The 26,126-nt window shown below is 53.3% G+C and carries 22 protein-coding genes and 1 tRNA gene; 22 read left to right on the top strand and 1 reads right to left on the bottom strand.

Annotated elements, in window-relative coordinates:
- Nucleotides 1-178: 178 nt before the first annotated feature.
- Nucleotides 179-475 carry an HTH-type transcriptional regulator gene (locus RCF31_RS12380; RefSeq protein ID WP_084871662.1) on the top strand — a complete coding sequence of 99 codons (297 nt, stop codon included), beginning with the start codon at nucleotides 179-181 and terminating at the stop codon, nucleotides 473-475.
- Between the two features lie 43 nt (nucleotides 476-518).
- Here the strand turns inward: RCF31_RS12380 and RCF31_RS12375 are convergent, their stop codons facing one another.
- Nucleotides 519-1,112: an HD domain-containing protein gene (locus RCF31_RS12375; protein ID WP_299455498.1), complete on the bottom strand. Its 594-nt coding sequence runs from the start codon at nucleotides 1,110-1,112 to the stop codon at nucleotides 519-521.
- A 61-nt stretch (nucleotides 1,113-1,173) separates the two neighbouring features.
- Here RCF31_RS12375 and RCF31_RS12370 point away from each other — a divergent pair, with 61 nt between their 5' ends.
- The 21 genes from RCF31_RS12370 to bcsD all read left to right on the top strand — a co-directional run bounded on the left by RCF31_RS12370 (nucleotide 1,174) and on the right by bcsD (nucleotide 26,125).
- Nucleotides 1,174-1,638, top strand: a complete 465-nt coding sequence (locus RCF31_RS12370) for a MarR family winged helix-turn-helix transcriptional regulator (RefSeq protein ID WP_084871664.1) — start codon at nucleotides 1,174-1,176, stop codon at nucleotides 1,636-1,638.
- A 91-nt stretch (nucleotides 1,639-1,729) separates the two neighbouring features.
- On the top strand, nucleotides 1,730-2,158 hold the full coding sequence (locus RCF31_RS12365) for an organic hydroperoxide resistance protein (protein ID WP_299455496.1): 429 nt from the start codon (nucleotides 1,730-1,732) through the stop codon (nucleotides 2,156-2,158).
- Nucleotides 2,159-2,316: 158 nt separating this feature from the next.
- Nucleotides 2,317-3,159: a DUF3289 family protein gene (locus RCF31_RS12360; protein WP_416410728.1), complete on the top strand. Its 843-nt coding sequence runs from the start codon at nucleotides 2,317-2,319 to the stop codon at nucleotides 3,157-3,159.
- On the top strand, nucleotides 3,159-3,605 hold the full coding sequence (locus RCF31_RS12355; protein ID WP_416410726.1) for a DUF943 family protein: 447 nt from the start codon (nucleotides 3,159-3,161) through the stop codon (nucleotides 3,603-3,605). The genes RCF31_RS12360 and RCF31_RS12355 overlap by 1 nt, the downstream gene beginning before the upstream one ends.
- Before the next feature lie 185 nt (nucleotides 3,606-3,790).
- Entirely contained in the window at nucleotides 3,791-4,675 is an 885-nt protein-coding gene (locus tag RCF31_RS12350) for a DUF3289 family protein (protein ID WP_416410724.1), read from the top strand.
- Nucleotides 4,675-5,100 carry a DUF943 family protein gene (locus RCF31_RS12345; protein WP_416410722.1) on the top strand — a complete coding sequence of 142 codons (426 nt, stop codon included), beginning with the start codon at nucleotides 4,675-4,677 and terminating at the stop codon, nucleotides 5,098-5,100. The genes RCF31_RS12350 and RCF31_RS12345 overlap by 1 nt, the downstream gene beginning before the upstream one ends.
- A 228-nt stretch (nucleotides 5,101-5,328) precedes the next feature.
- The gene (locus RCF31_RS12340; RefSeq protein WP_299455494.1) at nucleotides 5,329-6,171 is read left to right on the top strand and encodes a DUF3289 family protein; all 843 of its coding nucleotides are present in this window, start codon (nucleotides 5,329-5,331) and stop codon (nucleotides 6,169-6,171) included.
- Nucleotides 6,171-6,617, top strand: a complete 447-nt coding sequence (locus RCF31_RS12335) for a DUF943 family protein (protein ID WP_416410720.1) — start codon at nucleotides 6,171-6,173, stop codon at nucleotides 6,615-6,617. The genes RCF31_RS12340 and RCF31_RS12335 overlap by 1 nt, the downstream gene beginning before the upstream one ends.
- A 232-nt stretch (nucleotides 6,618-6,849) precedes the next feature.
- The gene (gene eptB / locus RCF31_RS12330) at nucleotides 6,850-8,544 is read left to right on the top strand and encodes a kdo(2)-lipid A phosphoethanolamine 7''-transferase (RefSeq protein ID WP_416410718.1); all 1,695 of its coding nucleotides are present in this window, start codon (nucleotides 6,850-6,852) and stop codon (nucleotides 8,542-8,544) included.
- 125 nt (nucleotides 8,545-8,669) lie between these two features.
- Nucleotides 8,670-8,746: transfer RNA gene (locus tag RCF31_RS12325), tRNA-Pro, on the top strand.
- Between the two features lie 752 nt (nucleotides 8,747-9,498).
- The gene (dppA, locus tag RCF31_RS12320) at nucleotides 9,499-11,109 is read left to right on the top strand and encodes a dipeptide ABC transporter periplasmic-binding protein DppA (RefSeq protein WP_299455488.1); all 1,611 of its coding nucleotides are present in this window, start codon (nucleotides 9,499-9,501) and stop codon (nucleotides 11,107-11,109) included.
- Nucleotides 11,110-11,309: 200 nt separating this feature from the next.
- The gene (dppB, locus tag RCF31_RS12315; RefSeq protein ID WP_084871670.1) at nucleotides 11,310-12,329 is read left to right on the top strand and encodes a dipeptide ABC transporter permease DppB; all 1,020 of its coding nucleotides are present in this window, start codon (nucleotides 11,310-11,312) and stop codon (nucleotides 12,327-12,329) included.
- 9 nt (nucleotides 12,330-12,338) lie between these two features.
- Nucleotides 12,339-13,241 (top strand): dipeptide ABC transporter permease DppC, encoded by a 903-nt coding sequence (gene dppC / locus RCF31_RS12310; RefSeq protein WP_416410715.1) that lies wholly within the window; start codon nucleotides 12,339-12,341, stop codon nucleotides 13,239-13,241.
- Between the two features lie 12 nt (nucleotides 13,242-13,253).
- Nucleotides 13,254-14,240, top strand: coding sequence for a dipeptide ABC transporter ATP-binding protein (gene dppD, locus RCF31_RS12305; RefSeq protein ID WP_416410713.1), 987 nt, complete (start codon nucleotides 13,254-13,256; stop codon nucleotides 14,238-14,240).
- The gene (dppF, locus tag RCF31_RS12300; protein WP_299455481.1) at nucleotides 14,230-15,240 is read left to right on the top strand and encodes a dipeptide ABC transporter ATP-binding subunit DppF; all 1,011 of its coding nucleotides are present in this window, start codon (nucleotides 14,230-14,232) and stop codon (nucleotides 15,238-15,240) included. The genes dppD and dppF overlap by 11 nt, the downstream gene beginning before the upstream one ends.
- Nucleotides 15,241-15,713: 473 nt before the next feature.
- The gene (bcsO, locus tag RCF31_RS12295; protein WP_416410711.1) at nucleotides 15,714-16,424 is read left to right on the top strand and encodes a cellulose biosynthesis protein BcsO; all 711 of its coding nucleotides are present in this window, start codon (nucleotides 15,714-15,716) and stop codon (nucleotides 16,422-16,424) included.
- The gene (bcsQ, locus tag RCF31_RS12290) at nucleotides 16,415-17,215 is read left to right on the top strand and encodes a cellulose biosynthesis protein BcsQ (protein ID WP_299455477.1); all 801 of its coding nucleotides are present in this window, start codon (nucleotides 16,415-16,417) and stop codon (nucleotides 17,213-17,215) included. The genes bcsO and bcsQ overlap by 10 nt, the downstream gene beginning before the upstream one ends.
- 54 nt (nucleotides 17,216-17,269) lie before the next feature.
- On the top strand, nucleotides 17,270-19,375 hold the full coding sequence (gene bcsA / locus RCF31_RS12285; protein WP_299455475.1) for a UDP-forming cellulose synthase catalytic subunit: 2,106 nt from the start codon (nucleotides 17,270-17,272) through the stop codon (nucleotides 19,373-19,375).
- Nucleotides 19,372-21,864: a cellulose biosynthesis cyclic di-GMP-binding regulatory protein BcsB gene (gene bcsB / locus RCF31_RS12280; RefSeq protein ID WP_416410708.1), complete on the top strand. Its 2,493-nt coding sequence runs from the start codon at nucleotides 19,372-19,374 to the stop codon at nucleotides 21,862-21,864. Before bcsA ends, bcsB begins: the two co-directional genes overlap by 4 nt.
- Before the next feature lie 11 nt (nucleotides 21,865-21,875).
- Nucleotides 21,876-25,679, top strand: coding sequence for a cellulose synthase subunit BcsC-related outer membrane protein (locus RCF31_RS12275; protein ID WP_416410706.1), 3,804 nt, complete (start codon nucleotides 21,876-21,878; stop codon nucleotides 25,677-25,679).
- Nucleotides 25,679-26,125: a cellulose biosynthesis protein BcsD gene (bcsD, locus tag RCF31_RS12270; RefSeq protein ID WP_299455468.1), complete on the top strand. Its 447-nt coding sequence runs from the start codon at nucleotides 25,679-25,681 to the stop codon at nucleotides 26,123-26,125. Before RCF31_RS12275 ends, bcsD begins: the two co-directional genes overlap by 1 nt.
- Nucleotide 26,126 lies beyond the last annotated feature (1 nt).

The following is a 26,126-nucleotide window of genomic DNA, read 5'->3' as shown; positions in this document are numbered from 1 at the left end:
TTGTTGCATTGTTCTGGCATCTTTTCGCAGTGTGCAACAGGCTGTGTCCCGTAGCGGTTTCATCATAAAACCTCTTAAACCGTTGTGGGACGCAGCCTGAACTGGTCGGTTTCAGCGTCTGCGGACGCTTTACCTCTCTACTTTCACGTGATTCATAGTGAGTTTTAAGGAGTTCTCTATGGAAATAAAAGATCCAATGGTCGAGTTACTTAGTAGTCTTGAACAGATTGTTTTGACACGTGATGCACAGCCTTCCGTATCAGAAATCGCCCTTCACAAGGCGTCAGTTCCCGAGCCGCAGCGTTTACGAGAGATGACCGGCATGCAGGTTGATGAATTCGCCCGCGTGATGGGGGTGAGCGTCTCTTCAGTGAAAAGCTGGGAGGCGCAACGCACGCGCCCTTCCGCTACGGCACGTAAATTGATGAAGCTGTTGCAGGCCAATCCCTATCTGGGTCGACAATTACTTGAGTAACACCGACTATTCGGTTCTGACCCGCCATCACGGCGGGTTTTTTTTAACTTAAACCCCCGTATTTGGCCGCCTGTTTGACAAACCAACTCTCCGGTACGCTGTGCGGCGGCTGCGCCAGCTGGGCAATACCCTGACGAATAATATTCTCCGCCTGCTGCCACAAACGCTTGTCTCCTTCATTTAACAGCTGAATCTGCACCTGCTTCTCCACCAGATAAACGCGGGCGAAGTCGGCGTCAAATTGCACGATGGCGCGGGTGTTATCGATGATGTCGGCCAGTTTGATGGTTTGTGCCTCGGGGGAGGCCTGTGCGGTATGGCGGAAGTGCGCCAGCTTACGGGCAGCGCGGTTTTTCGCCTGCGGCTGGGCGCTGTCAGTCAACATATCCACCAGTTCAGCCACGCGCGGGCCAAAGTGGCTTTCAATATCCTGTAATGTGCTGGGTGTATCTTCTACCGTGTCATGCAGCCAGGCGGCAGCCAGCATCGCCTCGTCATCAGTGACGCTGCGCACCAGCTCAGCGACTGCTGCCGGATGGACGATATAAGGCTCATCGGTATATTTACGACGCTGTCCAGCAGCAGCATGGGCCTGGGTGGCATAGCGGCGCGCCTGATCTTCCAGTGAATCCCGCATATTGTGTTCTCCGGGAAAAAGTAGCTTGCAATTGTCTAGCGCGCTATCTATATTAAATCGCATGAACAGTAATCAAGATGACAAAAAAGTGTCGCAGACGCCACTCCAGCTCGATCAGCATCTCTGTTTCGCTTTGTATTCGGCGAACCTGGCGATGCATAAAGTGTATCGGCAACTGCTGGCGCAACTGGAAATCACCTACCCGCAATATCTGGTGATGCTGGTGCTGTGGACGCAGGACGACCTGACGGTGTCAGAGATTGGCGAGCAGCTTTTCCTCGATTCCGCCACCCTGACGCCGTTGCTGAAACGGCTGGAAAGCGCCGGGCTGCTGCGTCGTGCCCGTTCGCGTCAGGATGAACGCCAGGTGGTGGTCACGCTGACGGATGAGGGACGCGCCTTGCGCCAGAAAGCGGAATCTATCCCGGAAGCGATCAAATGCGCCTCAGCCTGCGATGATGACACGCTGCTGGCGTTGAAAAATCAGCTGGATGATTTGCGCGATAATCTGAATCGCGCTAAGTAAAAAAGAGCGGGTGCGACGCACCCGTGTCATGTGTATCAGGACAGTGCTAAATAAGTAGCACGCGATCATATAGCGAATTAGTGAGGTTATCATGTCTTTAGAGAAAGTTGTTTATACTGCAAAAGCCAAAGCCACCGGTGGCCGTGATGGTCGTGCGACTTCTTCTGATGGTGTGCTGGATGTGAAACTCGGCGTACCAAAAGAAATGGGCGGCGCGGGCGGTGAAGTGACCAACCCGGAGCAGCTGTTCGCAGCAGGTTATTCCGCTTGTTTCCTCGGCGCGATGAAATTTGTCGCCGCGCGCGACAAATTCGCCATTGCTAAAGATGCATGGATCGAAGGTGAAGTGGGTATCGGTCCGATCCCGAATGGTTTCGGCATTCAGGTGACCCTGAATATTAATCTGCCAGGTATGGACGCTGCTGAAGCACAGAAACTGGTGGATGCTGCGCATATCGTTTGCCCGTATTCTAATGCTACACGCGGCAATATTGACGTTACACTGAATATCATTAATTAATGACTCTTTTTAGTTATTCGGGTAATAAAAAAGACTCCTTGCGGAGTCTTTTTTATTTTTGGGGATTTCATTTTCTGGGGTTTGATCAATTTTTTCTGCCGGGGAACACGATTTAATAGCCAGCATCATGGACAGCTGGTTACAGGGAGTAACTCCGCATGGCAATGGCAACCTTTCCGCAAACGATTTATATCACCCAACGTTTTTTTAATGACTATGGCGCGGATGATATGCGCTATGGCGATATTTCTGAAGTGCGTCTAAAGAACGAGTTTCATCTCAATCACGTATCTAATCAGGTTGATCCCTACAGCATGACACGGCTGACGGCATTCCATAATCCTCAGTCACGTTTTCATGGGGCTTACGGCGGCAAACGTGGAGCAGCGGTGAGTGTGGAAGAATGTGCCCGTATATTGTTTGAAGAGATGCAGGTGACTTCGCTACCCTACGCCTGCGTGGGGCCATATAAACACCTGATCAATAAAATGCTCCGGCATTTCCAGCAATCGACCGGAGCACCCTTCCGGGATATGCAGCTGGATATGGCATACAGGGAGAAGATTTTGAGGGATAATAATAGCGAAAGTGCAAAAATCAGGATACCTAAGGTCATCAATAAATATATTGATTATGAAAAAGGAGGTTACCCTGTTGAAAGAGTTAATGAAATTCATGAAGATCTAAGCAGGAGTAGACTGCCGAAATTTGATTCTTTGGTACTGGATAAAATCAATGGAATGGGGATCACCATTCATGATGTTCATGCGACGCGTATTGATCTTTTAAACCTGGAAGTAAGTAACACAAAATGGCGTGCCCAGATAAGGTTTACCGGGCAGGATCATTTTGGACTTGATGTTGATGATATACGAAAAAAGAAATTTCATCAGTTCCAATTTTTCCGTATATGGTTCATTCTACAGCGCTATAATCAATTCGGATTTCGGCCTTTCCTGACTAACCTGGAAGCTACTATTGATATTGAAGGTGGAAATTGATGAAACGGTATTTTCAACTCATGGTAGTAGTTGCCTTCATAGCCTGTGGTGCCTATGTTTACCTTAATAATCGTGAAGTTAAGGTTGTTGATGTGCATCATGGAAAATATGCAACGGATATTATCGTCAACCATCTACCATTGTCACAATCGAATCGTATCAACTGGTGGTTGAATAACGAGGGAAAGATTTTTTCAAATTACAATATATCACCTGGCAATGAAGGTGAGCCGCAACTTGTTACTATTTTTGCATTTGGCGATGGCTATAAAGAATTAGGCAAAGAGGACCGGTTATGCTTCGACGATATCAAACCGCCTAAAAATTGTATTGATAAAGATATTTTAATGTATGTGGATCGCACACGTAATGGTGATTTGGAATTTAGCTTTGCATCTTCTGTTTATTTGCGCACCAAAGATGGCAGTATCACCAAAGTGAAATAAGGTATAAGAATTTCATCTCATTAATAGTATTCAGTGAGTGCATATTCCGTAGCGGCGCGATTTATCGCGCGGGTTTTTACACGCCAAAAATAGTGAGGAATAAATTTCTCCGCTACGGATTTTTATTTCTGGTGATTTCATTTCCTGGAGATTGATCAATTTTTTCATTCGACGAATACGATTTAATGTCCAGCATTATGGACAGCCGGTTACAGGGAGTAACTCCGCATGGCAATGGCAACCTTTCCGCAAACGATTTATATCACCCAACGTTTTTTAATGACTATGGCGCGGATGATATGCGCTATGGCGATATTTCTGAAGTGCGTCTAAAGAACGAGTTTCATCTCAATCACGTATCTAATCAGGTTGATCCCTACAGCATGACACGGCTGACGGCATTCCATAATCCTCAGTCACGTTTTCATGGGGCTTACGGCGGCAAACGTGGAGCAGCGGTGAGTGTGGAGGAATGTGCCCGTATATTGTTTGAAGAGATGCAGGTGACTTCGCTACCCTACGCCTGCGTGGGGCCATATAAACACCTGATCAATAAAATGCTCCGGCATTTCCAGCAATCGACCGGAGCACCCTTCCGGGATATGCAGCTGGATATGGCATACAGGGAGAAGATTTTGAGGAATAATTCTGAGAAAAGCACGACGCTAGCGATTCAGCAGGTTATTAATAATAATATTGATTTTGACAGAAAGGGGTTTCCTCTAAGTAAAATTGCTAGCATCACTAACGAGATTGGGTATAGAGTTTTACCAAAATTTGATTCTTTGATTATGGACAAGATTAACGGTATGGGAATTACTGTCCATGATGTACATGCCACCAAAATCGAACTCTTGAGGCTGGATATCATCGGAAAAGAATGGCGTGCTCAGGTGAGATATCAGGGGCAGGATCATTTTGGGTTGGATATCGATGATATTCGGAAGAAAAAATTCCATCAGTTTCAGTTCTTCAGGATTTGGTTTATTCTGCAACGTTTTAACCGGTTCGGATTTCGGCCTTTTCTGACTAATCTGGAAGCCATTATTGAGCTTGAAGGGCATTGCTGATGAAAAAACGATATATTCTATTTTCTTTTATTATCATCGTAGTCGGTTTGTTTTTCTATCTTGAGTACAAGGAAGTCAATGTCATTGACACTCACCGGTCAGGAGATTCTTTAGCCATTATCGTAGATCATCTCCCGTTATCAGAGTCAGGAAAGATTGATTGGTGGTTAAAAAATAAGAGCAGAATATTATCTCAGTATGCTGATAATCCAGTATATATAACGTTTTTTGCTTTTGGCGATGGTTACCAGGAATTAGGGAAAAAAGACCGTTTATGTTTTAATGACATAAACCCACCTAAGAATTGTATTGATAAAAATATCCTAATGTCTGTTAGTCGAATGCGTAATGGTGATTTAAGGTTTGGCATTGACTATTCTGCCTATGTTCGCACCAAAAATGGTGAAATCACCAAAGTGAAATAAGGTATAAGAATTTCATATCATTAATAGTATTCAGCGAGTGCATATTCCGTAGCGGCGCGATTTATCGCGCGGGTTTTTACACGCCAAAAATAGTGAGGAATAAATTTCTCCGCTACGGATTTTTATTTCTGGTGATTTCATTTCCTGGAGATTGATCAATTTTTTCATTCGACGAATACGATTTAATGTCCAGCATTATGGACAGCCGGTTACAGGGAGTAACTCCGCATGGCAATGGCAACCTTTCCGCAAACGATTTATATCACCCAACGTTTTTTTAATGACTATGGCGCGGATGATATGCGCTATGGCGATATTTCTGAAGTGCGTCTAAAGAACGAGTTTCATCTCAATCACGTATCTAATCAGGTTGATCCCTACAGCATGACACGGCTGACGGCATTCCATAATCCTCAGTCACGTTTCCATGGTGCTTACGGTGGCAAACGTGGAGCAGCGGTGAGCGTGGAGGAATGTGCCCGTATATTGTTTGAAGAGATGCAGGTGACTTCGCTACCTTACGCCTGCGTGGGGCCATATAAACACCTGATCAATAAAATGCTCCGGCATTTCCAGCAATCGACCGGAGCACCCTTCCGGGATATGCAGCTGGATATGGCATACAGGGAGAAGATTTTGAGGGATAATTCTGACAGTAGTTCGAGGCTTGCTATCATCACAGGATTAAATACCTGTATTGATTTTACTAATAAAATACTTACTAAACAGAGTATTGATGGTTTGAATTTCTTTATTCGAGACAGTATTCTGCCCAAGTTCGATTCCTTAATACTCGATAAAATTAATGGAATGGGTATTACTATACACGATGTTCATTCGACACGAATTGAGCTTTTGAACCTGGAAATTGATGGAAATCACTGGCATGCAAAAGTGAAATATATGGGGCAGGATCATTTTGGTCTGGATGTAGATGATATTCGAAAGAAAAAATTTAATCAGTTCCAATTTTTTCGCATTTGGTTCATTCTTCAACGTTTTGATAGGTTCGGTTTTCGTCCATTTTTAACAAATATGGAAGCAGTCGTAGATATTCAAGGAGGGCGTTGATGAGAAGAGGTTTTTTTTTATTAGCTGGTATCGCCGCAGCTATCGCCGGGTCGTTGATATACCTGAACAATCGGGATGTCATGGTCATGGGGGGACATCATAATCAATACACTGCGGAAATTCTCGTAGACCACTTGTCCTTGTCGCAAGTGGCAAGTGTTCAATGGTGGCTGAAGAATCAGAATGAAATTCGGTTAAAATATAATATCGTTTCTGAAGAGGAAGGGGGGCCAACATTGATTTCAATTTTTGCATTTGGTGATGACTATAAAGAACTGGGTAAGGAAGATCGTTTATGTTTTGATGATATGCAGCCGCCCAAAAATTGTATTGATAAGAAAAGACTTATGGCTGTTTATTTCACACGAGATGGCATAACGCAGTTTAGATTTGATTATTCAACCTATCAGCTCACAGATGATGGCAGAATCATCAAAGTGAAGTAGGTACTCCTCTCATGAATTAAAACTTTCCAGGCGACGCTCAAAAAATTCTCTGGTCATACCTCTGGTTAAATGTTCTACTGCCTGGCTTCGCATCATCGTGTTCTCTCCGTTCAGATTCGTCCCGATCCTGCACGTTTCATCACGTTTTTAGCAAACTGTGCGAACTCTGTTGTCTTTACACAGTCACATTTAGGGTCATAGCTCCGACACCAGGCCGGGAATAAGTAAATTCATGAATTATATTAAAACCTTAACGCAGCAGAAGCTGTCATTGCTGCTCGCGCTGTATATCGGCATCCTGTTGAATTTGCCGATTTTTTATCGACGTTTTGACAGTTATCTAACGAAATTCACACTGACCGAATGGGCCTCTGCTGTGGCAGAAGTGGTGGCGGCAGTACTGCTGACCTTCTTCCTGATGCGGTTGTTGTCGCTGGGCGGTAAATGGATTTATCGCGTGCTCGCCAGCCTGCTGGTAGTCATTTCCGTCGCCTCTGCCTATTACATGGCGTTTTTTAACGTGGTGATCGGCTACGGCATCGTCGCTTCGGTGATGACCACCGATGTTGATTTGTCGAAAGAAGTGATTGGCCTGCATTTTGTGCTGTGGATGGTGCTGGTGAGCGCCTTACCGCTGCTGATGATCTGGCGTAACAACCTGAGTCAGACGCTGATTAATCAGTTGAAAACGCCGGGCCAGCGTCTCAAACCCACGGTGATTTTACTGCTGAGCGTGGCGCTGGTGTGGCTGCCGATTCGCTATTTCGACAGGCTGCAAAAAGCCAATGAAGAGATCACCAATATCGACTTGCCCAGTTATGGTGGCGTGGTAGCGCATTCTTATCTGCCTTCCAACTGGATTGCCGCGCTTGGATTGTTTACCTGGACCAAAGTGGATGAGCAGTTGGATAGCCAGGAACTGCTCGACCCGGCAAAGCAGTTTACCTACGTGGCACCGCCCGGTATTGATGACACCTACGTGGTGTTTGTGATTGGTGAGACGACGCGCTGGGATCATATGGGCATGCTGGGTTATTCACGCGATACCACGCCGAAGTTATCGAAAGAGAAGAACCTGGTGGCGTTCCGTGGCGAGTCCTGCGATACCGCGACCAAGCTGTCACTGCGTTGCATGTTCGTTCGTGAAGGCGGCACCATGGATAACCCCGGGCGCACCCTGAAAGAACAGAATATCTTCGCAGTAATGAAAGAGCTGGGTTTCACATCGGAGCTGTTCGCCATGCAGAGCGAAGTGTGGTTCTACGATAACGCCGATGTGAATAACTTCTCGTTCCGTGAGCAAATTGGCTCTGAGAAACGTAATCAGGGTAAGCCGGTGGACGATATGCTGCTGGTGCCAGAGTTACAGGCGTCGCTGGAGCGTTTCCCGAAAGGTAAGCATCTGGTGGTGCTGCATACCAAAGGTTCGCACTACCTTTATTCGCAGCGCTATCCGCGCAGTTTCGCCCGTTATCAGCCGGAGTGTATGGGTGTCGATGAAACCTGTAGCAAAGCACAACTGATCAATGCTTATGACAACTCGATTCTTTATGTCGATACCATGCTGGATAGCGTGTTAGACCAGCTGCGCGACAAGAAGGCGATTGTGTTCTATGCCGCCGATCACGGTGAGTCGATTAGCGAGAATATGCATTTGCACGGTACACCGCGCGAAATGGCACCGCCGGAACAGTTCCGCGTCCCGATGATGGTCTGGGCCTCGGATAAGTATCTGGCTGACCCAACCAACCGCAGCAATTTCGAACGTTTGCAGGCGCAACAGCGCGTCGGCAAAACGCATCGTCATGTTGAGTTGTTCGACACCATTCTCGGCTGCCTGGGTTACAGCTCGCCGAACGGTGGGATTAAAGCGGCGAATAACTGGTGCCAGGCACCAGCGGCAGCGACAGAAGCCAAAACGCTATAATTTTTGCCTGGAACTTATTGAGCAGCAGAGGCTTTTTCCCTGCTGCCTGCTTTCCAGGCGATCGCGTGGATTTGCACAAAAAGGGATTGACGCTCCAGAAGTGGCGCAGTAAGATGCGCCCCCATCGGTGAGTGGCGCAGCCTGGTAGCGCACTTCGTTCGGGACGAAGGGGTCGGAGGTTCGAATCCTCTCTCACCGACCAGATTTAAGAAACCTGCTTGTAAAAGCAGGTTTTTTTTCGTCTGCATTATCCGTAGCGGCGCGATTTATCGCGCGGGTTTTTCTGCATCGCACGCGGAATTGCGCGATAAATCGCGCCGCTACGGCCTGGTGCTGTGGATGATCGAAATACCAAAAGTTAACAATTCACCCCTTACCCTCGGCGATCGTCCATTAGTCGTCATTATTCCTGCTCACGGCTATCAATCCCTTGCTGCTGCTTAGCTGCCCGCTTAATTCGCGACACATTCTTCTTATGACCGCTTTTTACTTTTTGCTGATTTCTTATGCCAATAGTCCAGCATATTTCGCTGCCTGAACGTCATAACGCACGGGGAATCGTTCATATATTCAACATTTACTGGCAATATTTGTATGTTTTTTAGCGGTGATAATCACTGTCATTTGGCTATATATCCAGATAATCACTCGGTGTAGATGGCTTTATCACCTTTTTAAATATTGGCTTACCGGTTGAAGGGTATTTTTTATCGTTGCTTGCGGTTACTCACACTCTCTGTAAATAACCCCACCTTGTATTGACGTTCTTTGCAACTGTTGACAAATTGATGCGTCAATAGATGCAGAGTCCGACGCATCTGGCAGATTCCACGGTGCCAGTGCAACAACAACAACGGCTCGCATTTTGGTCACAAACGTGACTTGCCTGAACCGCATAAAAAAATCAGAGGTCAGGCGCAACGCACACAACATCACATCACAATGGAGCAAAACATGATCAACTCCCTGGCTAAATCCAGGATGCTGAAGGTCGGTCTGAGCCTGATTGCTATGACCGTTGCCGCAGGTGTTCAGGCGAAAACCCTCGTTTACTGTTCAGAAGGTTCGCCGGAAGGCTTTAACCCTCAGCTGTTCACCTCTGGTACGACCTACGATGCCAGCTCCGTACCGATCTACAACCGTCTGGTTGAATTCAAAATCGGCACCACAGAAGTGGAACCGGGCCTGGCCGAAAAGTGGGATGTGAGCGCTGACGGCAAAACCTATACCTTCCATCTGCGCAAAGGCGTGAAGTGGCAAACCACCAAAGACTTCAAACCGACGCGTAACTTCAACGCTGATGACGTGATTTTCTCCTTCGAGCGTCAGCTCGATAAAAACAACAAGTACCACGGCGTCTCTGGCGGCAGCTACGAGTACTTCGAAGGCATGGACATGCCGAACTTGATCAGCAAAATCGAGAAAGTGGACGACAACACCGTTCGCTTCGTGCTGACACGTCCGGAATCACCGTTCCTCGCTGACCTCGGTATGGACTTCGCTTCTATCCTGTCCAAAGAGTACGCTGACAACATGCTGAAAGCCGGTACGCCGGAAAAACTGGACCTGAACCCAGTAGGTACCGGTCCGTTCCAGCTGCTGCAATACCAGAAAGACTCACGCATCCTCTACAAAGCTAACCCGGACTACTGGGGCACCAAGCCGAAGATCGATCGCTTAGTCTTCTCCATCACGCCAGATGCTTCCGTGCGTTATGCCAAGTTGCAGAAAGGCGAGTGCCAGGTGATGCCGTACCCGAACCCGGCTGATATCGCCAGCATGAAGAAAGACAAAAACATCAATCTGATGGAGCAACCGGGTCTGAACGTCGGTTACCTGTCGTTCAACACCGAGAAAAAACCGCTGGATAACGTGAAAGTGCGTCAGGCACTGACCATGGCGGTGAATAAGCAAGCCATCATTGATGCGGTGTATCAGGGTGCAGGCCAGGCGGCGAAGAACCTGATTCCGCCGACCATGTGGGGCTACAACGATGCGGTTAAAGATTATCCGTATGACCCGACTAAAGCGAAAGAACTGCTGAAAGAAGCAGGCCTGCCGAATGGCTTCACCATCGACCTGTGGGCAATGCCGGTTCAGCGTCCATACAACCCGAACGCCCGTCGTATGGCGGAAATGGTTCAGGCCGACTGGGCGAAAATTGGCGTGAAAGCCAACATCGTAACCTACGAGTGGGGCGAGTACCTGAAACGCGCCAAAGCGGGTGAACACCAGACGGTGATGATGGGCTGGACCGGTGACAACGGAGATCCGGACAACTTCTTCGCCACCCTGTTCAGCTGTGCAGCGGCGAAAGACGGTTCTAACTACTCGCGCTGGTGCTACAAGCCGTTTGAAGATCAGATTCAGCCTGCACGTGCTGAAGCCGATCACAACAAACGTATTGAATACTACAAACAGGCACAGGTGATCATGCATGACCAGGCTCCGGCGCTGATCATTGCTCACTCGACTGTGTATGAGCCCGTCAGCAAGAAAGTGACCGGCTATGTGGTTGACCCGTTAGGTAAACATCACTTCGAAAACGTCGATATCCAGGAATAACCTTTCGGATTATGGCGGTCAGGGCCGACGCCGTCGGCCCTCGGGCGGTATCTTTACCGCCCGCACTCCGCACTTTTTTTCCGGCTAAATTCTTATATTGAAGCGCTTCTGGCGTCGCGTTCGGCTATGTGCCGGATGCTTGTTTTGAGCAATGTAGTCCCCGGTGGCAACGCTGTGGGAAATGACTGAGAGTCCGGCTTATGCTGCAGTTCATACTCCGACGTCTGGGACTTGTCATCCCGACATTTATCGGTATTACCCTGTTGACCTTCGCATTTGTCCATCTGATCCCCGGTGACCCGGTGCTGATCATGGCGGGCGAACGCGGTATCTCGCCAGAACGCCATGCGCAGTTGATGGCGATGTTTGGTCTTGATCAACCCCTGTGGAAACAATATCTCACCTACATCAACGGCGTGTTGCACGGCGATTTAGGTATCTCATTAAAAAGCCGCATTCCGGTGTGGGACGAATTCGTGCCGCGCTTTAAAGCCACGCTGGAGCTGGGCATCTGCGCGATGATTTTCGCCATTGCCGTCGGTATCCCGGTGGGCGTGCTGGCTGCGGTGAAACGCGGTTCGGTGTTCGATCACACCGCCGTTGGCATCTCACTCACCGGTTATTCGATGCCGATTTTCTGGTGGGGCATCATGTTGATCATGCTGGTGTCGGTGCAACTCAACCTGACGCCGGTTTCCGGGCGTGTCAGTGACACCATCTTCCTCGACGATAGCCATCCGCTTACCGGCTTTATGCTGATCGACACCCTGCTGTGGGGTGAACCGGGTGACTTCAAAGATGCGGTGATGCACATGATTCTGCCCGCCATCGTGCTGGGCACCATCCCGCTGGCGGTGATTGTGCGTATGACGCGCTCCTCGATGCTGGAAGTGCTGGGCGAAGACTACATCCGCACCGCGCGCGCCAAAGGGCTGACGCGGATGCGCGTGATTGTGGTGCACGCGCTGCGCAACGCCATGCTGCCGGTGGTGACCGTCATCGGTTTGCAGGTGGGTACCTTGCTGGCGGGCGCGATTCTGACAGAAACCATCTTCTCCTGGCCGGGCCTTGGGCGCTGGCTGATTGAAGCGCTGCAACGCCGCGATTATCCGGTAGTGCAGGGCGGCGTGCTGCTGGTGGCGATTCTGATCATCCTGGTCAACCTGCTGGTTGATCTGTTGTACGGCGTGGTGAATCCACGTATCCGTCATAAGAAATAAGGGGGCATCATGTCTGCTGTTGATCCCGCAAGCGTAAGCGCTGCACCCAAGCCGATGACCCCGATTCAGGAATTCTGGCACTACTTCAAACGTAATAAAGGCGCGGTGATTGGCCTGGTCTACATCGTCCTGATGTTGCTTGTCGCCATCTTCGCCGAGTTTCTGGCCCCGCATGCGCCAGCTGAACAGTTCCGCGATGCGTTGCTGCACCCGCCGGTCTGGCAGGACGGTGGCAGCTGGAAATTTATCCTCGGCACCGATGACGTCGGCCGCGATATCCTGTCGCGCCTGATGTTTGGTGCGCGTCTGTCGCTGCTGGTGGGCTGCCTGGTGGTGGTGCTGTCGCTGATCCTCGGCGTGGTGTTCGGTCTGATGGCCGGTTACCTCGGTGGGGTGGTTGACGCCATCATCATGCGCCTGGTCGATATCATGCTGGCGCTGCCCAGCCTGCTGTTGGCGCTGGTGCTGGTGGCGATTTTTGGTCCGTCGATTGTTAACGCCGGGTTGGCGCTGACGTTCGTGGCATTGCCGCACTATATCCGTCTGACGCGCGCGGCAGTGCTGGTGGAAGTGAATCGCGATTACGTCACCGCGTCCAGCGTGGCGGGTGCCGGTACGCTGCGCCAGATGTTCGTCAATATTCTGCCTAACTGCCTGGCACCGCTGATCGTGCAGGCATCATTAGGTTTCTCCAACGCCATCCTCGATATGGCAGCGTTGGGCTTTCTCGGTATGGGGGCGCAACCTCCGACGCCGGAGTGGGGCACCATGCTCTCCGACGTGTTGCAGTACGCGCAAAGTGCCTGGTGGGTGGTGACCTTCCCTGGGGTGGTCATCCTGCTGACGGTTCTGGCATTCAACCTCATGGGCGATGGTTTGCGTGATGCGCTCGACCCGAAACTCAAGCAGTAAAGAGGCACCGAGATGGCGTTATTAAATGTAGAAAAACTGTCGGTGCATTTTGGCGACGAAAAAACACCGTTCCGTGCGGTTGACCGCATCAGTTATCAGGTTGAGCAGGGCCAGGTGGTCGGAATTGTGGGTGAGTCCGGTTCCGGCAAATCCGTCAGTTCACTGGCGATTATGGGCCTGATCGATTATCCCGGCCGGGTGATGGCAGAGAAGCTGGAGTTTAATCAGCGCGATCTGCAACGCATCTCTGAAAAAGAGCGTCGTCAGCTGGTGGGGGCGGAAGTGGCGATGATCTTCCAGGACCCGATGACCAGCCTCAATCCGTGTTACACCGTGGGCTTCCAGATTATGGAAGCGCTGAAAGTGCATCAGGGCGGCAGCCGTAGCACTCGCCGTCAGCGGGCGATTGACCTGCTGGAGCAGGTGGGGATTCCCGATCCGGCCTCGCGTCTGGATGTGTATCCGCACCAATTGTCCGGCGGCATGAGCCAGCGCGTGATGATCGCCATGGCGATTGCCTGCAAACCGAAACTGCTGATCGCCGATGAGCCGACCACCGCACTCGACGTGACCATCCAGGCGCAGATCATTGAACTGCTGCTGGAGTTGCAGAAGCAGGAGAACATGGCGCTGATCCTCATCACCCATGATTTGGCATTGGTGGCCGAAGCGGCTCAGCACATCATCGTGATGTATGCCGGCCAGGTGGTGGAAAGCGGCAAAGCGGCGGATATCTTCAAAGCACCGCGTCATCCTTATACTCAGGCGTTACTGCGCGCGCTGCCGGAATTCGCGGCGGATAAAGCGCGTCTGGCGTCGCTACCGGGTGTGGTGCCGGGCAAATATGACCGCCCGACCGGCTGCCTGCTGAATCCGCGCTGCCCCTATGTGACTGACCGTTGCCGTCGCGAAGAACCTGAGCTGCGCGATATTCCGGGCCGCCAGTCCAAATGCCACTTCCCACTGGATGATGCCGGGAGACCGACTTATGAGTCATGAAAATACACAGCAGGATTACCTGCTGCAGGCGATTGACCTGAAAAAACACTACCCGGTGAAGAAAGGTTTGTTCGGCCAGGAACGTCTGGTGAAAGCGCTCGATGGCGTGTCGTTCAACCTGGAACGCGGTAAAACGCTGGCAGTGGTCGGGGAGTCGGGCTGTGGTAAGTCCACCCTTGGCCGCCTGCTGACCATGATTGAAACCCCGACGGAAGGGCAGCTGTACTGGCACGGTCAGGATCTGCTGAAGCACGATCCTCAGGCGCAGAAACTGCGTCGCCAGAAAATTCAGATCGTGTTCCAGAATCCGTATGGCTCACTCAATCCACGCAAGAAAATCAGCCAGATTCTGGAAGAGCCGCTGGTGATCAACACCACGCTGACCAAAGCGGAACGTCGCGAGAAAACGCTTGAGATGATGGCGAAGGTCGGCCTGAAAACCGAACATTACGATCGTTACCCGCATATGTTTTCTGGCGGACAGCGTCAGCGTATCGCCATTGCGCGTGGTCTGATGCTCGACCCGGATGTGCTGATCGCCGATGAACCGGTGTCGGCGCTTGATGTGTCGGTGCGTGCGCAGGTGCTGAATCTGATGATGGACCTGCAGCAGGACCTTGGCCTGTCCTATGTGTTTATTTCCCACGATTTGTCGGTGGTGGAACATATCGCCGATGAAGTGATGGTGATGTACCTGGGACGCTGTGTTGAAAAAGGCAGCAAAGAGGCGATCTTCAGTAACCCGCGTCATCCGTATACCCAGGCACTGCTGTCGGCGACGCCGCGCCTCAATCCGGATGAGCGTCGTGAACGTATTAAACTGACTGGCGAGCTGCCCAGCCCGCTAAACCCACCGCCGGGCTGTGCTTTCAATGCGCGCTGCCGCCGCCGTTTTGGTACCTGCGTACAATTGCAGCCGAAACTGAAAACCTATGGCGAACAGCAGATTGCCTGCTTCGCTGTCGATCAGGATGAGAACCAGCCAATTACGGGCGCATAAAAGTATTATGGTGATTGTTTAAGGCCCCGAATGGGGCCTTTTTCATTTGCTCGTCTATACTTCAATAAAATTAACGCTCGAAGCATTGATTATGCAAAAACCGAAAAATTCATCACATCATTTCATCCGTCTTTGGCTGGTCTTAAAAATTCTTCTCAATGCCAGGATAAATTCTGAATTTTGTCAGGATTGTGTGAAGCTCATCACGCGTATGAAAAATCCGCAGATTGCAGAGGGTTGGTGATTTTTCAGTGGGTTATAGAAATGTTATCACCGTGATTATTTCAGTTAATCGATATTAATTAATTCCGGATAATAAGCAGATGGATCGTTATATTGCTACCTTTTTTTCAATCAGAAAGATAAAACTCTTTTATTGAATGCGACGCTTTAATAATCAGAATTCTCTCACTGTGTTTAAAGGTATGTGATATATTCGCGAAAAATTCCCCCCTCCTTAACAGGCCCCGGTCATGAAGAATTACGACGATTTGCAGCGTTTTAAGGAAAAAACGCAGACGCTGGATATCGCTTTTAAGGATATGTCTGGGCAAACGCAGGAAGCGGACCAAAGTCAGTGGGCGATTATTCGTCAGCTGGCGGCGGACGAAGATCAGGAAACCTTAGGTGGTGGCCAGCGTATTGATTTGCCGCAGCCGCAGCCGATTCGGGGTAACGAATTTACTGCCCCAGCGCCACAAGCGCAGGCGACACCTGTTGCCAGCAGCGTGCGGGGTTCAATTCTCGATAGCCTGGCAGCTGCCCCTGTAGTGACAGCTGCGCCTGCGGTGGCTGAGCCTCAGCCAGCAGCATCGCTGTTTCCACCTGAAACATCCCTGCCTGCGCCGTCGATCATGCCAGTGGCACCCAAAGCGACCCATGTTGAGCGCCAGGCGACCACATCGCTGTTTCCGCCTCCGCCGCCAAAACCAGCTGAAGCCCCGGCGGCTCAGGTTCAGGCGGTTGTACCTGAACCTGCACCCTGGGTGGTGCCTGCTCCAGTGGCCCCGGCTGCCGTTGCGCCTGTGCCAGCCTTTGTATCACCGGTCGCGCCTGCGCCTCAGCCTGCTGCGGCACCGTCACGCTTTGGCGCACTATTCCGTTCACGGCCAGCTGCGCCCGCGAACCTGTCGAAAGATACACCACTGAAACCGTTACTGGAGAAGATTGCGCTATGCCGTTAGTTTGTGTGTGCTCGCCTAAAGGGGGAGTAGGGAAAACCACAATGGCAGCCAACCTGGCCTGGAGTCTGGCCCGCGCAGGCAGCAAAGTTTTGGCAATCGATTTTGACGTACAAAATGCACTGCGTCTGCATTTTGGTGTGCCGCTGCATGATGGTCGCGGTTTTGTGGCGCGCTCGGATGAGCAGGCAGACTGGAGTCAGTCGATTCTCACCACCGGCGGCAATATTTTTGTCATGCCTTACGGTGACGTCACCGAAGAACAGCGTGAGCGTTTTGAAGAGCGACTGGCAAAAGATCCGCATTTCCTGCGGCGTGGTCTGGATACGGTGCTGAATTATCCGGGACTGGTGATCATTGCGGATTTTCCACCTGGCCCGGGTCCGGCATTAAAGGCGATGACGGCACTGGCCGATATGCATTTAGTGGTAATGCTGGCAGATACCGCGTCCGTCTCTTTGCTGCCGCAAATTGAAAATGACCGCATGATTGGTCAGCCACTGAATAATAAACGTGGACACTATTTTGTTCTCAACCAGAGCGATAACCGCCGCAATATAAGCCGTGAAGTCACTGCTTTTATGCAGCAGCGTCTGGGGGACAATTTACTGGGTGTGGTGCACCGTGATGAAAGTGTCGCGGAGGCCAATGCGTCGCAGCAATCTGTTTTTGATTTCAGCCCTGCATCTGCGGCAGCGTTTGATATTGAGCTGGTTGCCAGACGTGTCTCCAATATCCTGAATATCACCGTGGGTAACGGCGAAGTTCAGGCACCCATTCGCAGTCATTATTAATAGCCTGGCCTTGCCAGACCGCGAATAAAAACAACACAGCTCCGCAGGTGAATCATGAGAAAACTCGGGTTTTACCTGCTGCTGCTGGTGCTTGCACCGGTCGCAGCGGTAATCATCATTACGCCGATGGATAGCCAGAAACAATATATCTTTGGCTTAATCAGCATCGGTATGATGTTTTTAATGGGCTTCAGCAAAAGCCGCAAAATAACCGTGGTGATGGTCATTCTCTCCGCGCTCATGTCAACCCGATATATCTGGTGGCGCACCACGGAGACTCTGCAATTTAATTCAGAGGTTGAAGCCATTCTTGGCATCGGCTTATATCTTGCCGAGCTTTATGTCTGGCTGATCTTAATTCTCGGCTTCCTGCAAACCACCTGGCCATTAAAACGCACCATCGAACCGTTGCCTGATGACACCAGTCTGTGGCCGACGGTGGACGTTTATGTGCCATCGTACAACGAAAGCCTTGATGTGGTTCGCGATACGGTGCTGGCGGCACAATGTATTGATTACCCGCGCGACAAACTCAAAATCTATTTACTGGATGATGGTAAGCGCAGTGAGTTTGCCATGTTTGCTGCGGATGTGGGTGTCGGTTATATCACCCGTGACGATAACCGCCACGCCAAAGCCGGTAACCTCAACCACGCGATGAAAATCACCAAAGGTGAGCTGATTTGCGTATTTGACTGTGACCACGTCGCCACCCGCACCTTCCTGCAAGCGACGGTCGGACCGTTCCTGAAAGATCCGAAACTGGCGCTGTTGCAGACGCCGCACTACTTCTACTCGCCGGACCCGTTCGAGCGTAACCTGCGCGCAGCGCGCAGCATCCCGAACGAAGGTTCGCTGTTCTACGGCCCGGTACAGCAGGGTAACGATAACTGGAACGCCACCTTCTTCTGTGGCTCCTGTGCGGTGATTCGCCGTAGCGCGCTGGAGCAGATTGGGGGTTTTGCGGTTGAAACCGTCACCGAAGATGCGCACACCGCGCTGAAAATGCAGCGTCTGGGCTGGGGTTCGGCGTTCCTGTCGATTCCGCTGGCCGCCGGTCTGGCTACCGAGCGTCTTGGTCTGCACGTTATTCAGCGTACCCGCTGGGCGCGTGGCATGACGCAGATTTTTCGCGTCGATAATCCGCTGCTGGGCCGTGGTCTGAAATGGCAGCAGCGTCTGTGCTACCTCAACGCCATGCTGCATTTCCAGTTTGGTTTACCGCGCGTGGCGTTCCTGACTGCGCCACTGGCGTACCTGCTGTTTAACCTGAACATCATTCATTCGTCGGCATCGCTGATCTTTGCCTACGTATTGCCGCATCTGGTGATGTCGTTGTACGTCAACTCCCGCATGAATGGCCGTTTCCGCTATACCTTCTGGGGTGAGATTTACGAAACGGTGATGTGTTTCCACCTGGTTATCCCGACTATCCTGACCATGTTTTCGCCGAAACACGGCAAATTCAACGTCACGGATAAAGGCGGGGTACTGGATCAGGGCTTCTTCGATTTCCATATCGTGCGTCCCCATGTGATTGTGGCGGCGCTGCTGACGGTGGGCATCGTGGCAGGTGTGGTACGTGCCACCATGCATAACTATTTTGGCGTGGACCCTTACGTTATCGCCCTGAACGTCGGCTGGGCGGTGTTCAGCCTGATTATCCTGATGGCGGCGATTGCGGTGGCGCGCGAAACCAAACAGGTGCGTAAAACCATCCGTATTGAGGTAGAAATCCCGGCGATTATTCACTACGCCAGCGGTATCTCATCGCGCACCATGACCAGCAACCTGTCGATGGGTGGCGCGCAGCTCGATGCACCGGATGGTCGTCATGAGTTTGATGAAATCGAAGAGATTGATCTGCTGCTGAAATCGGGTGCTATCACCATTCCGGTGAGCAAAATTTCCGGTGACGAAGAAACCATTCGTCTGCGTTTCGAAGCCATGCCGCTGTCGCGCCGTCGTGAACTGGTGCGTGTGGTGCTGGCGCGCGCCGATGCGTGGATTCAGCCGCAGTACAAGCAGGACAATCCGTTGCTGTCGATTGGCACCATTGTGCGTACCGTTTTTGAGCTGTTCTGGCTGACATGGAAAGATCGTCGCAACAAAGGCAAGCAGGACGCTCAGCCTGCCGTGAAAGAGGACAGCGCAGCATGAAGAATCTGACGCAAACGTTGCTGGCAAGTTCGCTGGCAACCGCGCTGCTGCTGGTGCCTGCCTGGGCGGATACCCCGGCAACGGTGACGCAGGATAGCTCTGCCCTGGGACAGGTGCCCCCGCCACAGGGGCTGGATAGCAACGCGGATGCCCAGCTTAAAGCGGCGGCAGGCAGTGCCCCTTACGCCCCGGCAGAAAATGCCCCGGCGACGGAAAACGATGCGCCTGCGGCAGCCAGCGAGGCACCGGCACCGGATATTGTGTTACCGACCCCCGCACCGCTTCCCGCTCCTGTCGCGGCACCGGTGGTGACTGCGGCACCGCTGAATCAGCCGGTCAGCACCGTGATTTCCGTGGCGCAGATGGGCCAGCAGCAGGGGATCGTGTTGACCGGCGGCCAGTTGCAATCCGGTATCGTCTTCACCCTGCCGGGTGATGAGGTGATCACCAATGCGCGCCTCAACCTGTCGCTGCGTGTCTCTGCGGCGCTGGCGTCACGTAATACCTCGCTGCAACTGATGCTTAACGGCCAACCATTGGGTACGCTGCCACTCGGCTCCAGCGACAGCGATGTCAGTGATTACCAGCTTGATATCCCGGCGGCGATGGTGGTGTCCAGCAACAACCTCAGCTTCAAGATTAACGATGCCGACAAATTGCTGTGCGAGAAAGATAGCGCCCGCCAGTATCAGGTGACGATTCTGCCGAAAACCACGCTGAGCATGGAAGGGCAGCAGCTGAACATCGGCACCGCCCTGCGTAACTTCCCGCGTCCATTTCTTGATCCGCTGCGTATGACGCCCGCCACCGTCACCATTGGTTTTGCCAATGATGTGGCACCAGATACTGTCAGTGCGGCGGCGCTGGTGGCTTCGTGGCTGGGTATTCAGTCGGATTACCGTGGCATTCGTTTCCCGGTGGTGCGCGGCGATCTGCCGGAACACAACGGCATTCTGTTTGGTCATCCGGGCGATAAAATCGGCCCGCTGACGTTCCCGGCCGCCAACGGCCCGACCCTGCAAATGGTCGATAACCCGATCAACCCGGTGTACAAGCTGCTGCTGGTGAGTGGCGCGGATGACGCGCAGCTGCGTCAGGCGGCGAACCGTCTCACCACGCATCCACTGACCACCGATGCCAGCAGCATGAATGTGCAGACGCAGCCGATTGGTTTGCGTAAGCCGTATGATGCGCCGCGCTGGATTAACACCAGCCGTCCGGTGCGTCTGAGCGAGCTGCTGCGTAAAGATCAGAGCCTGACCACCACCGGTATCTGGCACGATGCGCTAAGCGTGAACTTCCGCGCCGCGCCGGACCTGTTTATGTGGGACGGCGACACCATTCCGGTGAACCTGCACTATCGTTTCCCGTCGGAAAGTTGGATCGACGAGAACAACTCGTTCCTCAACGTGATGCTGAACGGCACCTTCCTGCGTAACCTGACGGTGAACAAAGTCGGCCTGCTGGAGAGCGCATGGCACCGTCTGGGTGGCGATGCACGCCAGGAAAACTACACGCTGAAGCTCGATCCCTATCTGATTTACGGGGATAACCAGCTGGCGCTGTACTTCAACATCAAGCCGAAAGCGGATGCCCCTTGCGGCGTGTTGCTGAACAACAACATCAAGAGCCGCATTGAAGATGACTCGTCGATCGACCTGAGCCATACGCGTCACTTCACCATGCTGCCGAACCTGTCGTACTTCGTTGGTGCATCCTTCCCGTTCTCGCGTCTGGCCGATTTCGCCCAGACCACGCTGATGCTGCCGGAGAAACCGAGCGACGCGGAGATCTCCACCCTGCTGGATATGGCGGCCCGTGCCGGTAACGCCACCGGCGTACCGCTGGCGCAAAACCAGGTGCTGTTCGGCATGCCGAATGGTGGCACCAATCTGACGCGTCTGGAGCACAGCGATCTGCTGGCGGTGAGCACTACGCAAAACAGCGCCTTTAACCAGGCGATGCTGGCGGGGACACCTTATGAGACCAGCGGCAATACGCTGGGGGTGAAGGACCCGACCACCTGGGACAAGCTGCGTGGCTGGCTGACCGGCGACTGGTATCGCCAGCAGCTGGATGCCGATCGTTACTTCTCTTCGAATGAAGCCTGGCGCGGCTTTCTCAGCTATCGCTCGCCGTGGAACCCGGATCGCCTGGTGGTGATGACGGTTGCCACCAGCGATGACCAGCTGACACGTCTGCATAACGACCTGAACTCGGCACGGATTAACGCGGGTATTCGCGGCGACACCGCCATCATCACCGATGAAAACGGTATCCGCAGTTTCCGCGTCGGACCCCAGTTCCCGAGTGGTGAAATGCCCTGGTACATGATGGTGGTGTGGTATGCCAACCAACACTCGGTGCTGATGGCACTGGCCGCGTTGCTGGTATCGGCACTGGTGGGGGGAAGCGCCTGGGCGATGCTGAAACGTCACGCCTGGCGACGTCTCAATCCGCAGGGTGATAGCAAGTCCGGCAAGAAGTAAGGATAAAAACAATGAAAAAACATCTGATTAGCGCCGGTATTCGCCACGCCCTGATTCTGGGCGGGGCACTGACACTCTCTCAGCCGCTGCTGGCGGCCGAGAGTACTAACCCTGCGCTACAGGCGCTGTTTGATCAGGCGGCTTACTGGCATCAGAAAGCGCATGACGACCTGGCGCAGGCTTCGCTGCAGAAAGTGCTGATGGTGGAACCGAATAACACCCAGGCACTGTATCTGCTGGCGCTTTACGCACAACAAAGCGGTGATAACGTGGCGGCTTCACAATGGCGCGCGCGCCTGAGCCAGGTGTCACCGAACGATAGCCATCTCACCGAGCTGGACAACGCGCGTCAGCTGCAAAGTATTCCGCAGTCGCAGCTGTCCCTGGCGCGTCAGCAGGCGCGCAGCGGCAATATCGCCGCCGCGTTACAGACCTGGCGCAACACCTTCAGCGGCAACGAGCCGCCGCCGAGCGTAGCAGCCGAATATTATCTGACCATGGCCGGTGACCGTACGCTGCTGCCGCAGGCGGTTGAAGCGCTGCGTCAGTTCGCTGCCGCGCATCCGCAGGATACCGGGGCCAGACTGGCGCTGGGCAAGGCGATGACGTATCAGGAATCCACCCGTCGCGAAGGGATCGATGTGCTGGCAAGTATGGCGGATGGCAACAAAGACGCCGACCGTTCGCTGCGCCAGGCGTTGCTATGGCTGGGGCCGCAGGCATCCGATGCCTCGCTGTATCAGACCTGGCAGCAACGTCACCCGCAGGACAACGCGGTGATGGATTACTACCGTAAAAATGTCGGCGGTGCCGAGAAAGGCGCAGGCTTTACCGCCCTCAACAGCGGTGATGTTAGCAGCGCCCAGAACAACTTCGAAAAAGTGTTGCAGGCGAACCCGCAGGATGCCGATGCGCTGGCCGGTATGGGCTACGTGGCGCAGCGTGCCGGACGTTATTCCGAGGCCGCCGATTACCTGACGCGCGCAGCGCAGCTGGGTGGCGATCAGAGTGCAACGCGCCAGAAACAGGCCTCCGATGCGCGCTTCTACGCGCAACTGGCGACCGCACAGCAGGCGCTGAAAAATGGCGACAGCGCTCAGGCGTTGGCACTCAGCGAACCGCTGACTCAGGCCGCTGGCGAGCAGGGCACCTCGGCCAAATTGTTCCGTGCGGATGTGCTGCGTCGTACCAATCAACTGCCACAGGCAGAGCAGACTTACCGTTCGATCCTGCAAGGTGACCCGGATAACCGTAACGCCAAAGAAGGGTTGTTCTACGTGCTGCGCCAGCAGAACCGCAGCGCAGAGGCCAACACCCTGCTGGGATCGTTGCCGGAAAGCGTGCGTCAGAGCGTGGCACCGCGCGGCAGCAGCACCGACCCGATCCGTCAGCAGGCGAAGCGGGAACTGGCAGCAGGCAACAACGCGGCGGCGATTGCCACCCTGCAACAGGGTATTGCGCGTTTCCCTGACGATGGCTGGCTGCGTCTCGACTTAGCGCGCATCTATCGTGGGCAGGGCGACAGCATGATGGCGGCAAATATTATGCAGCCAGCGATGCGCACCGGTGCCAGCACCAATGAGCTTTACGCCGGTGCTTTGAATGCCAGCGAAAGCGGTGCCTGGCAGCAGGCCAGCCTGTTGCTGTCGCGTATTCCCAACAGCAGCAAAAGCAGCGATATGCGTGAGCTGGCGCAACGCGTCAACTTCAACCTGCAAATGAACACCGCCGATCAGTATCTGGCGCAGGGTTCCAATGCCGCCGCCGCCAATACTCTGCGCGCGCTGGCGTCCAGTCCGCCTGCTAACCCGGTGGATGCGGGGAACCTGGCGCAGAAACTGGCGAAAGCCGGAGACCTCACCACCGCAGTTTCAGTGGTGCGCAGTAATATGCAGCGTGGCGTGCAGGGCAACGCCGGTGATTATGCCGCTCAGGTGGCGGTACTCAATCAGGCCGGCCTGACTACCGAAGCGCAGAGCTTCCTCAGCAGCCCGGAATTGCAGGCGCGCAGTACGCCAACCCAGCTGGCCGGTATTCGTAACGGCTACGTTATCAACGAAGTGGATCGCCTGCGCGAGCAGAAACAGTACGCTGCCGCCTATGACAAGCTGGTGGGTGCGCTGCAACATGATCCGCAGAACCGCGACCTGATGTTTGCGATGGCGCGTCTTTATCAGTCCGGCAAGATGAATAAAGAAGCGGGCGTGGTGTATGACTACCTGATGACTCAGGACACCCCGACTCAGGATGCGCGCGAAGGGGCCATCAACGTGGCGCTGGCGCAGAACGACGTGCAGCGCGCCAATACCCTGGCGCGTGGCCTGCGTAATGAGCAGACACCGGATCGCCTGCTGCTGCTGGCGCGGGTGGCGGAAGCCAACGGCGAGCATAGTCAGGCGATGAGCTATCTGCGTAGCGCACGCGGCCAGCTGATTGGCTTGCAGGGTGCGCAATCCGGCAGCGTGCCGACCGTGGGGGGTCTGGCGCTGGCCGACAACCCGTTTATCAACCGCAGCACTTCACCGGTGGGACGCACCCCGTCCAGCTATGGCGCGGTGATGCCGTGGCAATCCGCCCCGGATGCGACCAGCAGCGCCAGTGGCGTGACGCTGGCCAGCAATACTCCGGCGGTGCAGCAGAGCCGCACGCTGCGCCAGATCGACGACATGATGGACGATTTGCAGGAGAAAACCGGTACCTGGACGCAGGGTGCCGTGCAGGTTCGTGGGCGTGATGGCGAATCGGGTCTGAGTAAGCTGACCGAAGCCAAAGCACCGCTGACCTTCTCCACCGTGCCGTTCGGCGATTCACGTTTCGACTTCACCATGACGCCAATTTCTCTGTCGGCGGGCAGTGCGGCAGGCGATGCATGGCGTCGCTTCGGTACTAACTCGCTGATTCAGGGCGCGGTGGTAGCGGCGGGTGATGCCGAAGTTACCGATGTACCGTCCTCCTCGACCAATTCGCAGAAAGGCAACGGGGTTGAGCTGAGTCTGGCACTGAAAGGCGACAGCTATAAAATTGACCTTGGCAGTACGCCGCTCGGCCAGGATCTGAGCACGATGGTCGGTGGCGTGCAATGGTCGCCGAAACTGACAGATTTCCTGACGCTGATCCTGACCGGTGAACGTCGTGCGGTGACCGATAGCCTGCTGTCGTACGTGGGGGCAGAAGATACCGCCACCGGTAAGAAATGGGGTCAGGTGACGAAGAACGGCGGCAACGCTCTGCTGAGCTACGACAACGGCGACGCTGGTTTTTATGTTGGCGGCGGTGCTTACAGCTATCTGGGTGAGAACGTCGCCAGCAACAACAGCGTGCAGGCCACAGCGGGTGCTTATGTGCGTCCGTTCCACTACGATGACCGCGAACTGAAAGTGGGGATGAGTCTGTCGTGGATGGATTTCTCGAAAAACCTCAGCTACTTCAGCTATGGTCAGGGCGGTTACTTCAGCCCGCAGAACTACGCGTCGATCTCATTCCCTATCGACTTCTCGCGTAAGTTTGACGACCTGAAGGTGAATATTGGTGGCTCGATTGGTTACCAGTCCTACAGCCAGGACCGGAGCGCCTACTTCCCGAACGATCCGACATTGCAGGCAGAGCTGCAGGCACTGGCGGATGCGGGCGACGTCAAGAGCGCTTACTACGATGGCGACAGCAAGAATGGTATTGGTTATAACCTGCACGCCGGTGCGGATTATAAGATCAATAGAGATCTCACCGTGGGTGGTCAGTTAGGTTATGACACCTTCGGCGATTACAACGAGACCACCGCGAATCTGTACTTCCGTTACATGTTCGGAGACAACTAATGAGTGAGCAATTGGCAGCGCGTGTCAGCCATCCGCATCAGCCGGGCTGGTTTGATCTGGTTAGCGTGATGGTTGAAGGCATGCTGGATAATGCCGGTGAGGAAGCCGAAGGTTTCCTGAACCAGGTGGGCGAATCACTGGCTGCGCGCTATCCTTTGCCGGAGGCGCGCACCGTGCAGGATCTGGAGCGTGAAATCAATTTGCAGCTGGCGCGTTTTAGCTGGGGTTTTGCCCAGTTACAACCGATAGAAAACGCCATTCTGATTCAGCACCATGCGTTACCGGTGGGTGACAGCCTGGTGGACGCGGAACGCTGGCAGCTGGCCTTTAGCGCGGTACTGGCGGGTGTCTATGCCCAATGGTTGCAGGCGCAGGGTGGCAGCGCAGCCGTTCCGGTTACCCTGGAAAAACTTGATGGCGGCACGCTGCACTACCGATATCAATAGG

Origin of the sequence: Pantoea sp. App145, from assembly GCF_047947045.1 — a bacterium.
Taxonomy (GTDB): domain Bacteria; phylum Pseudomonadota; class Gammaproteobacteria; order Enterobacterales; family Enterobacteriaceae; genus Pantoea.
This window is presented reverse-complemented; position numbering and strand designations above follow the sequence as displayed.

What these genes read in the sequence shown, in the direction of transcription:
- dppA (WP_299455488.1), top strand. Translation starts at nt 9,499, where the DNA reads ATGATCAACTCCCTGGCTAAATCCAGGATGCTGAAGGTCGGTCTGAGC.
- RCF31_RS12370 (WP_084871664.1), top strand. Translation starts at nt 1,174, where the DNA reads ATGAACAGTAATCAAGATGACAAAAAAGTGTCGCAGACGCCACTCCAG.
- bcsD (WP_299455468.1), top strand. Translation starts at nt 25,679, where the DNA reads ATGAGTGAGCAATTGGCAGCGCGTGTCAGCCATCCGCATCAGCCGGGC.
- dppC (WP_416410715.1), top strand. Translation starts at nt 12,339, where the DNA reads ATGTCTGCTGTTGATCCCGCAAGCGTAAGCGCTGCACCCAAGCCGATG.
- RCF31_RS12335 (WP_416410720.1), top strand. Translation starts at nt 6,171, where the DNA reads ATGAGAAGAGGTTTTTTTTTATTAGCTGGTATCGCCGCAGCTATCGCC.
- RCF31_RS12365 (WP_299455496.1), top strand. Translation starts at nt 1,730, where the DNA reads ATGTCTTTAGAGAAAGTTGTTTATACTGCAAAAGCCAAAGCCACCGGT.
- bcsO (WP_416410711.1), top strand. Translation starts at nt 15,714, where the DNA reads ATGAAGAATTACGACGATTTGCAGCGTTTTAAGGAAAAAACGCAGACG.
- bcsA (WP_299455475.1), top strand. Translation starts at nt 17,270, where the DNA reads ATGAGAAAACTCGGGTTTTACCTGCTGCTGCTGGTGCTTGCACCGGTC.
- dppF (WP_299455481.1), top strand. Translation starts at nt 14,230, where the DNA reads ATGAGTCATGAAAATACACAGCAGGATTACCTGCTGCAGGCGATTGAC.
- bcsQ (WP_299455477.1), top strand. Translation starts at nt 16,415, where the DNA reads ATGCCGTTAGTTTGTGTGTGCTCGCCTAAAGGGGGAGTAGGGAAAACC.
- dppB (WP_084871670.1), top strand. Translation starts at nt 11,310, where the DNA reads ATGCTGCAGTTCATACTCCGACGTCTGGGACTTGTCATCCCGACATTT.
- bcsB (WP_416410708.1), top strand. Translation starts at nt 19,372, where the DNA reads ATGAAGAATCTGACGCAAACGTTGCTGGCAAGTTCGCTGGCAACCGCG.
- RCF31_RS12360 (WP_416410728.1), top strand. Translation starts at nt 2,317, where the DNA reads ATGGCAATGGCAACCTTTCCGCAAACGATTTATATCACCCAACGTTTT.
- RCF31_RS12350 (WP_416410724.1), top strand. Translation starts at nt 3,791, where the DNA reads ATGTCCAGCATTATGGACAGCCGGTTACAGGGAGTAACTCCGCATGGC.
- RCF31_RS12380 (WP_084871662.1), top strand. Translation starts at nt 179, where the DNA reads ATGGAAATAAAAGATCCAATGGTCGAGTTACTTAGTAGTCTTGAACAG.
- RCF31_RS12345 (WP_416410722.1), top strand. Translation starts at nt 4,675, where the DNA reads ATGAAAAAACGATATATTCTATTTTCTTTTATTATCATCGTAGTCGGT.
- RCF31_RS12340 (WP_299455494.1), top strand. Translation starts at nt 5,329, where the DNA reads ATGGCAATGGCAACCTTTCCGCAAACGATTTATATCACCCAACGTTTT.
- RCF31_RS12275 (WP_416410706.1), top strand. Translation starts at nt 21,876, where the DNA reads ATGAAAAAACATCTGATTAGCGCCGGTATTCGCCACGCCCTGATTCTG.
- dppD (WP_416410713.1), top strand. Translation starts at nt 13,254, where the DNA reads ATGGCGTTATTAAATGTAGAAAAACTGTCGGTGCATTTTGGCGACGAA.
- RCF31_RS12355 (WP_416410726.1), top strand. Translation starts at nt 3,159, where the DNA reads ATGAAACGGTATTTTCAACTCATGGTAGTAGTTGCCTTCATAGCCTGT.
- eptB (WP_416410718.1), top strand. Translation starts at nt 6,850, where the DNA reads ATGAATTATATTAAAACCTTAACGCAGCAGAAGCTGTCATTGCTGCTC.
- RCF31_RS12375 (WP_299455498.1), bottom strand. Translation starts at nt 1,112, where the DNA reads ATGCGGGATTCACTGGAAGATCAGGCGCGCCGCTATGCCACCCAGGCC.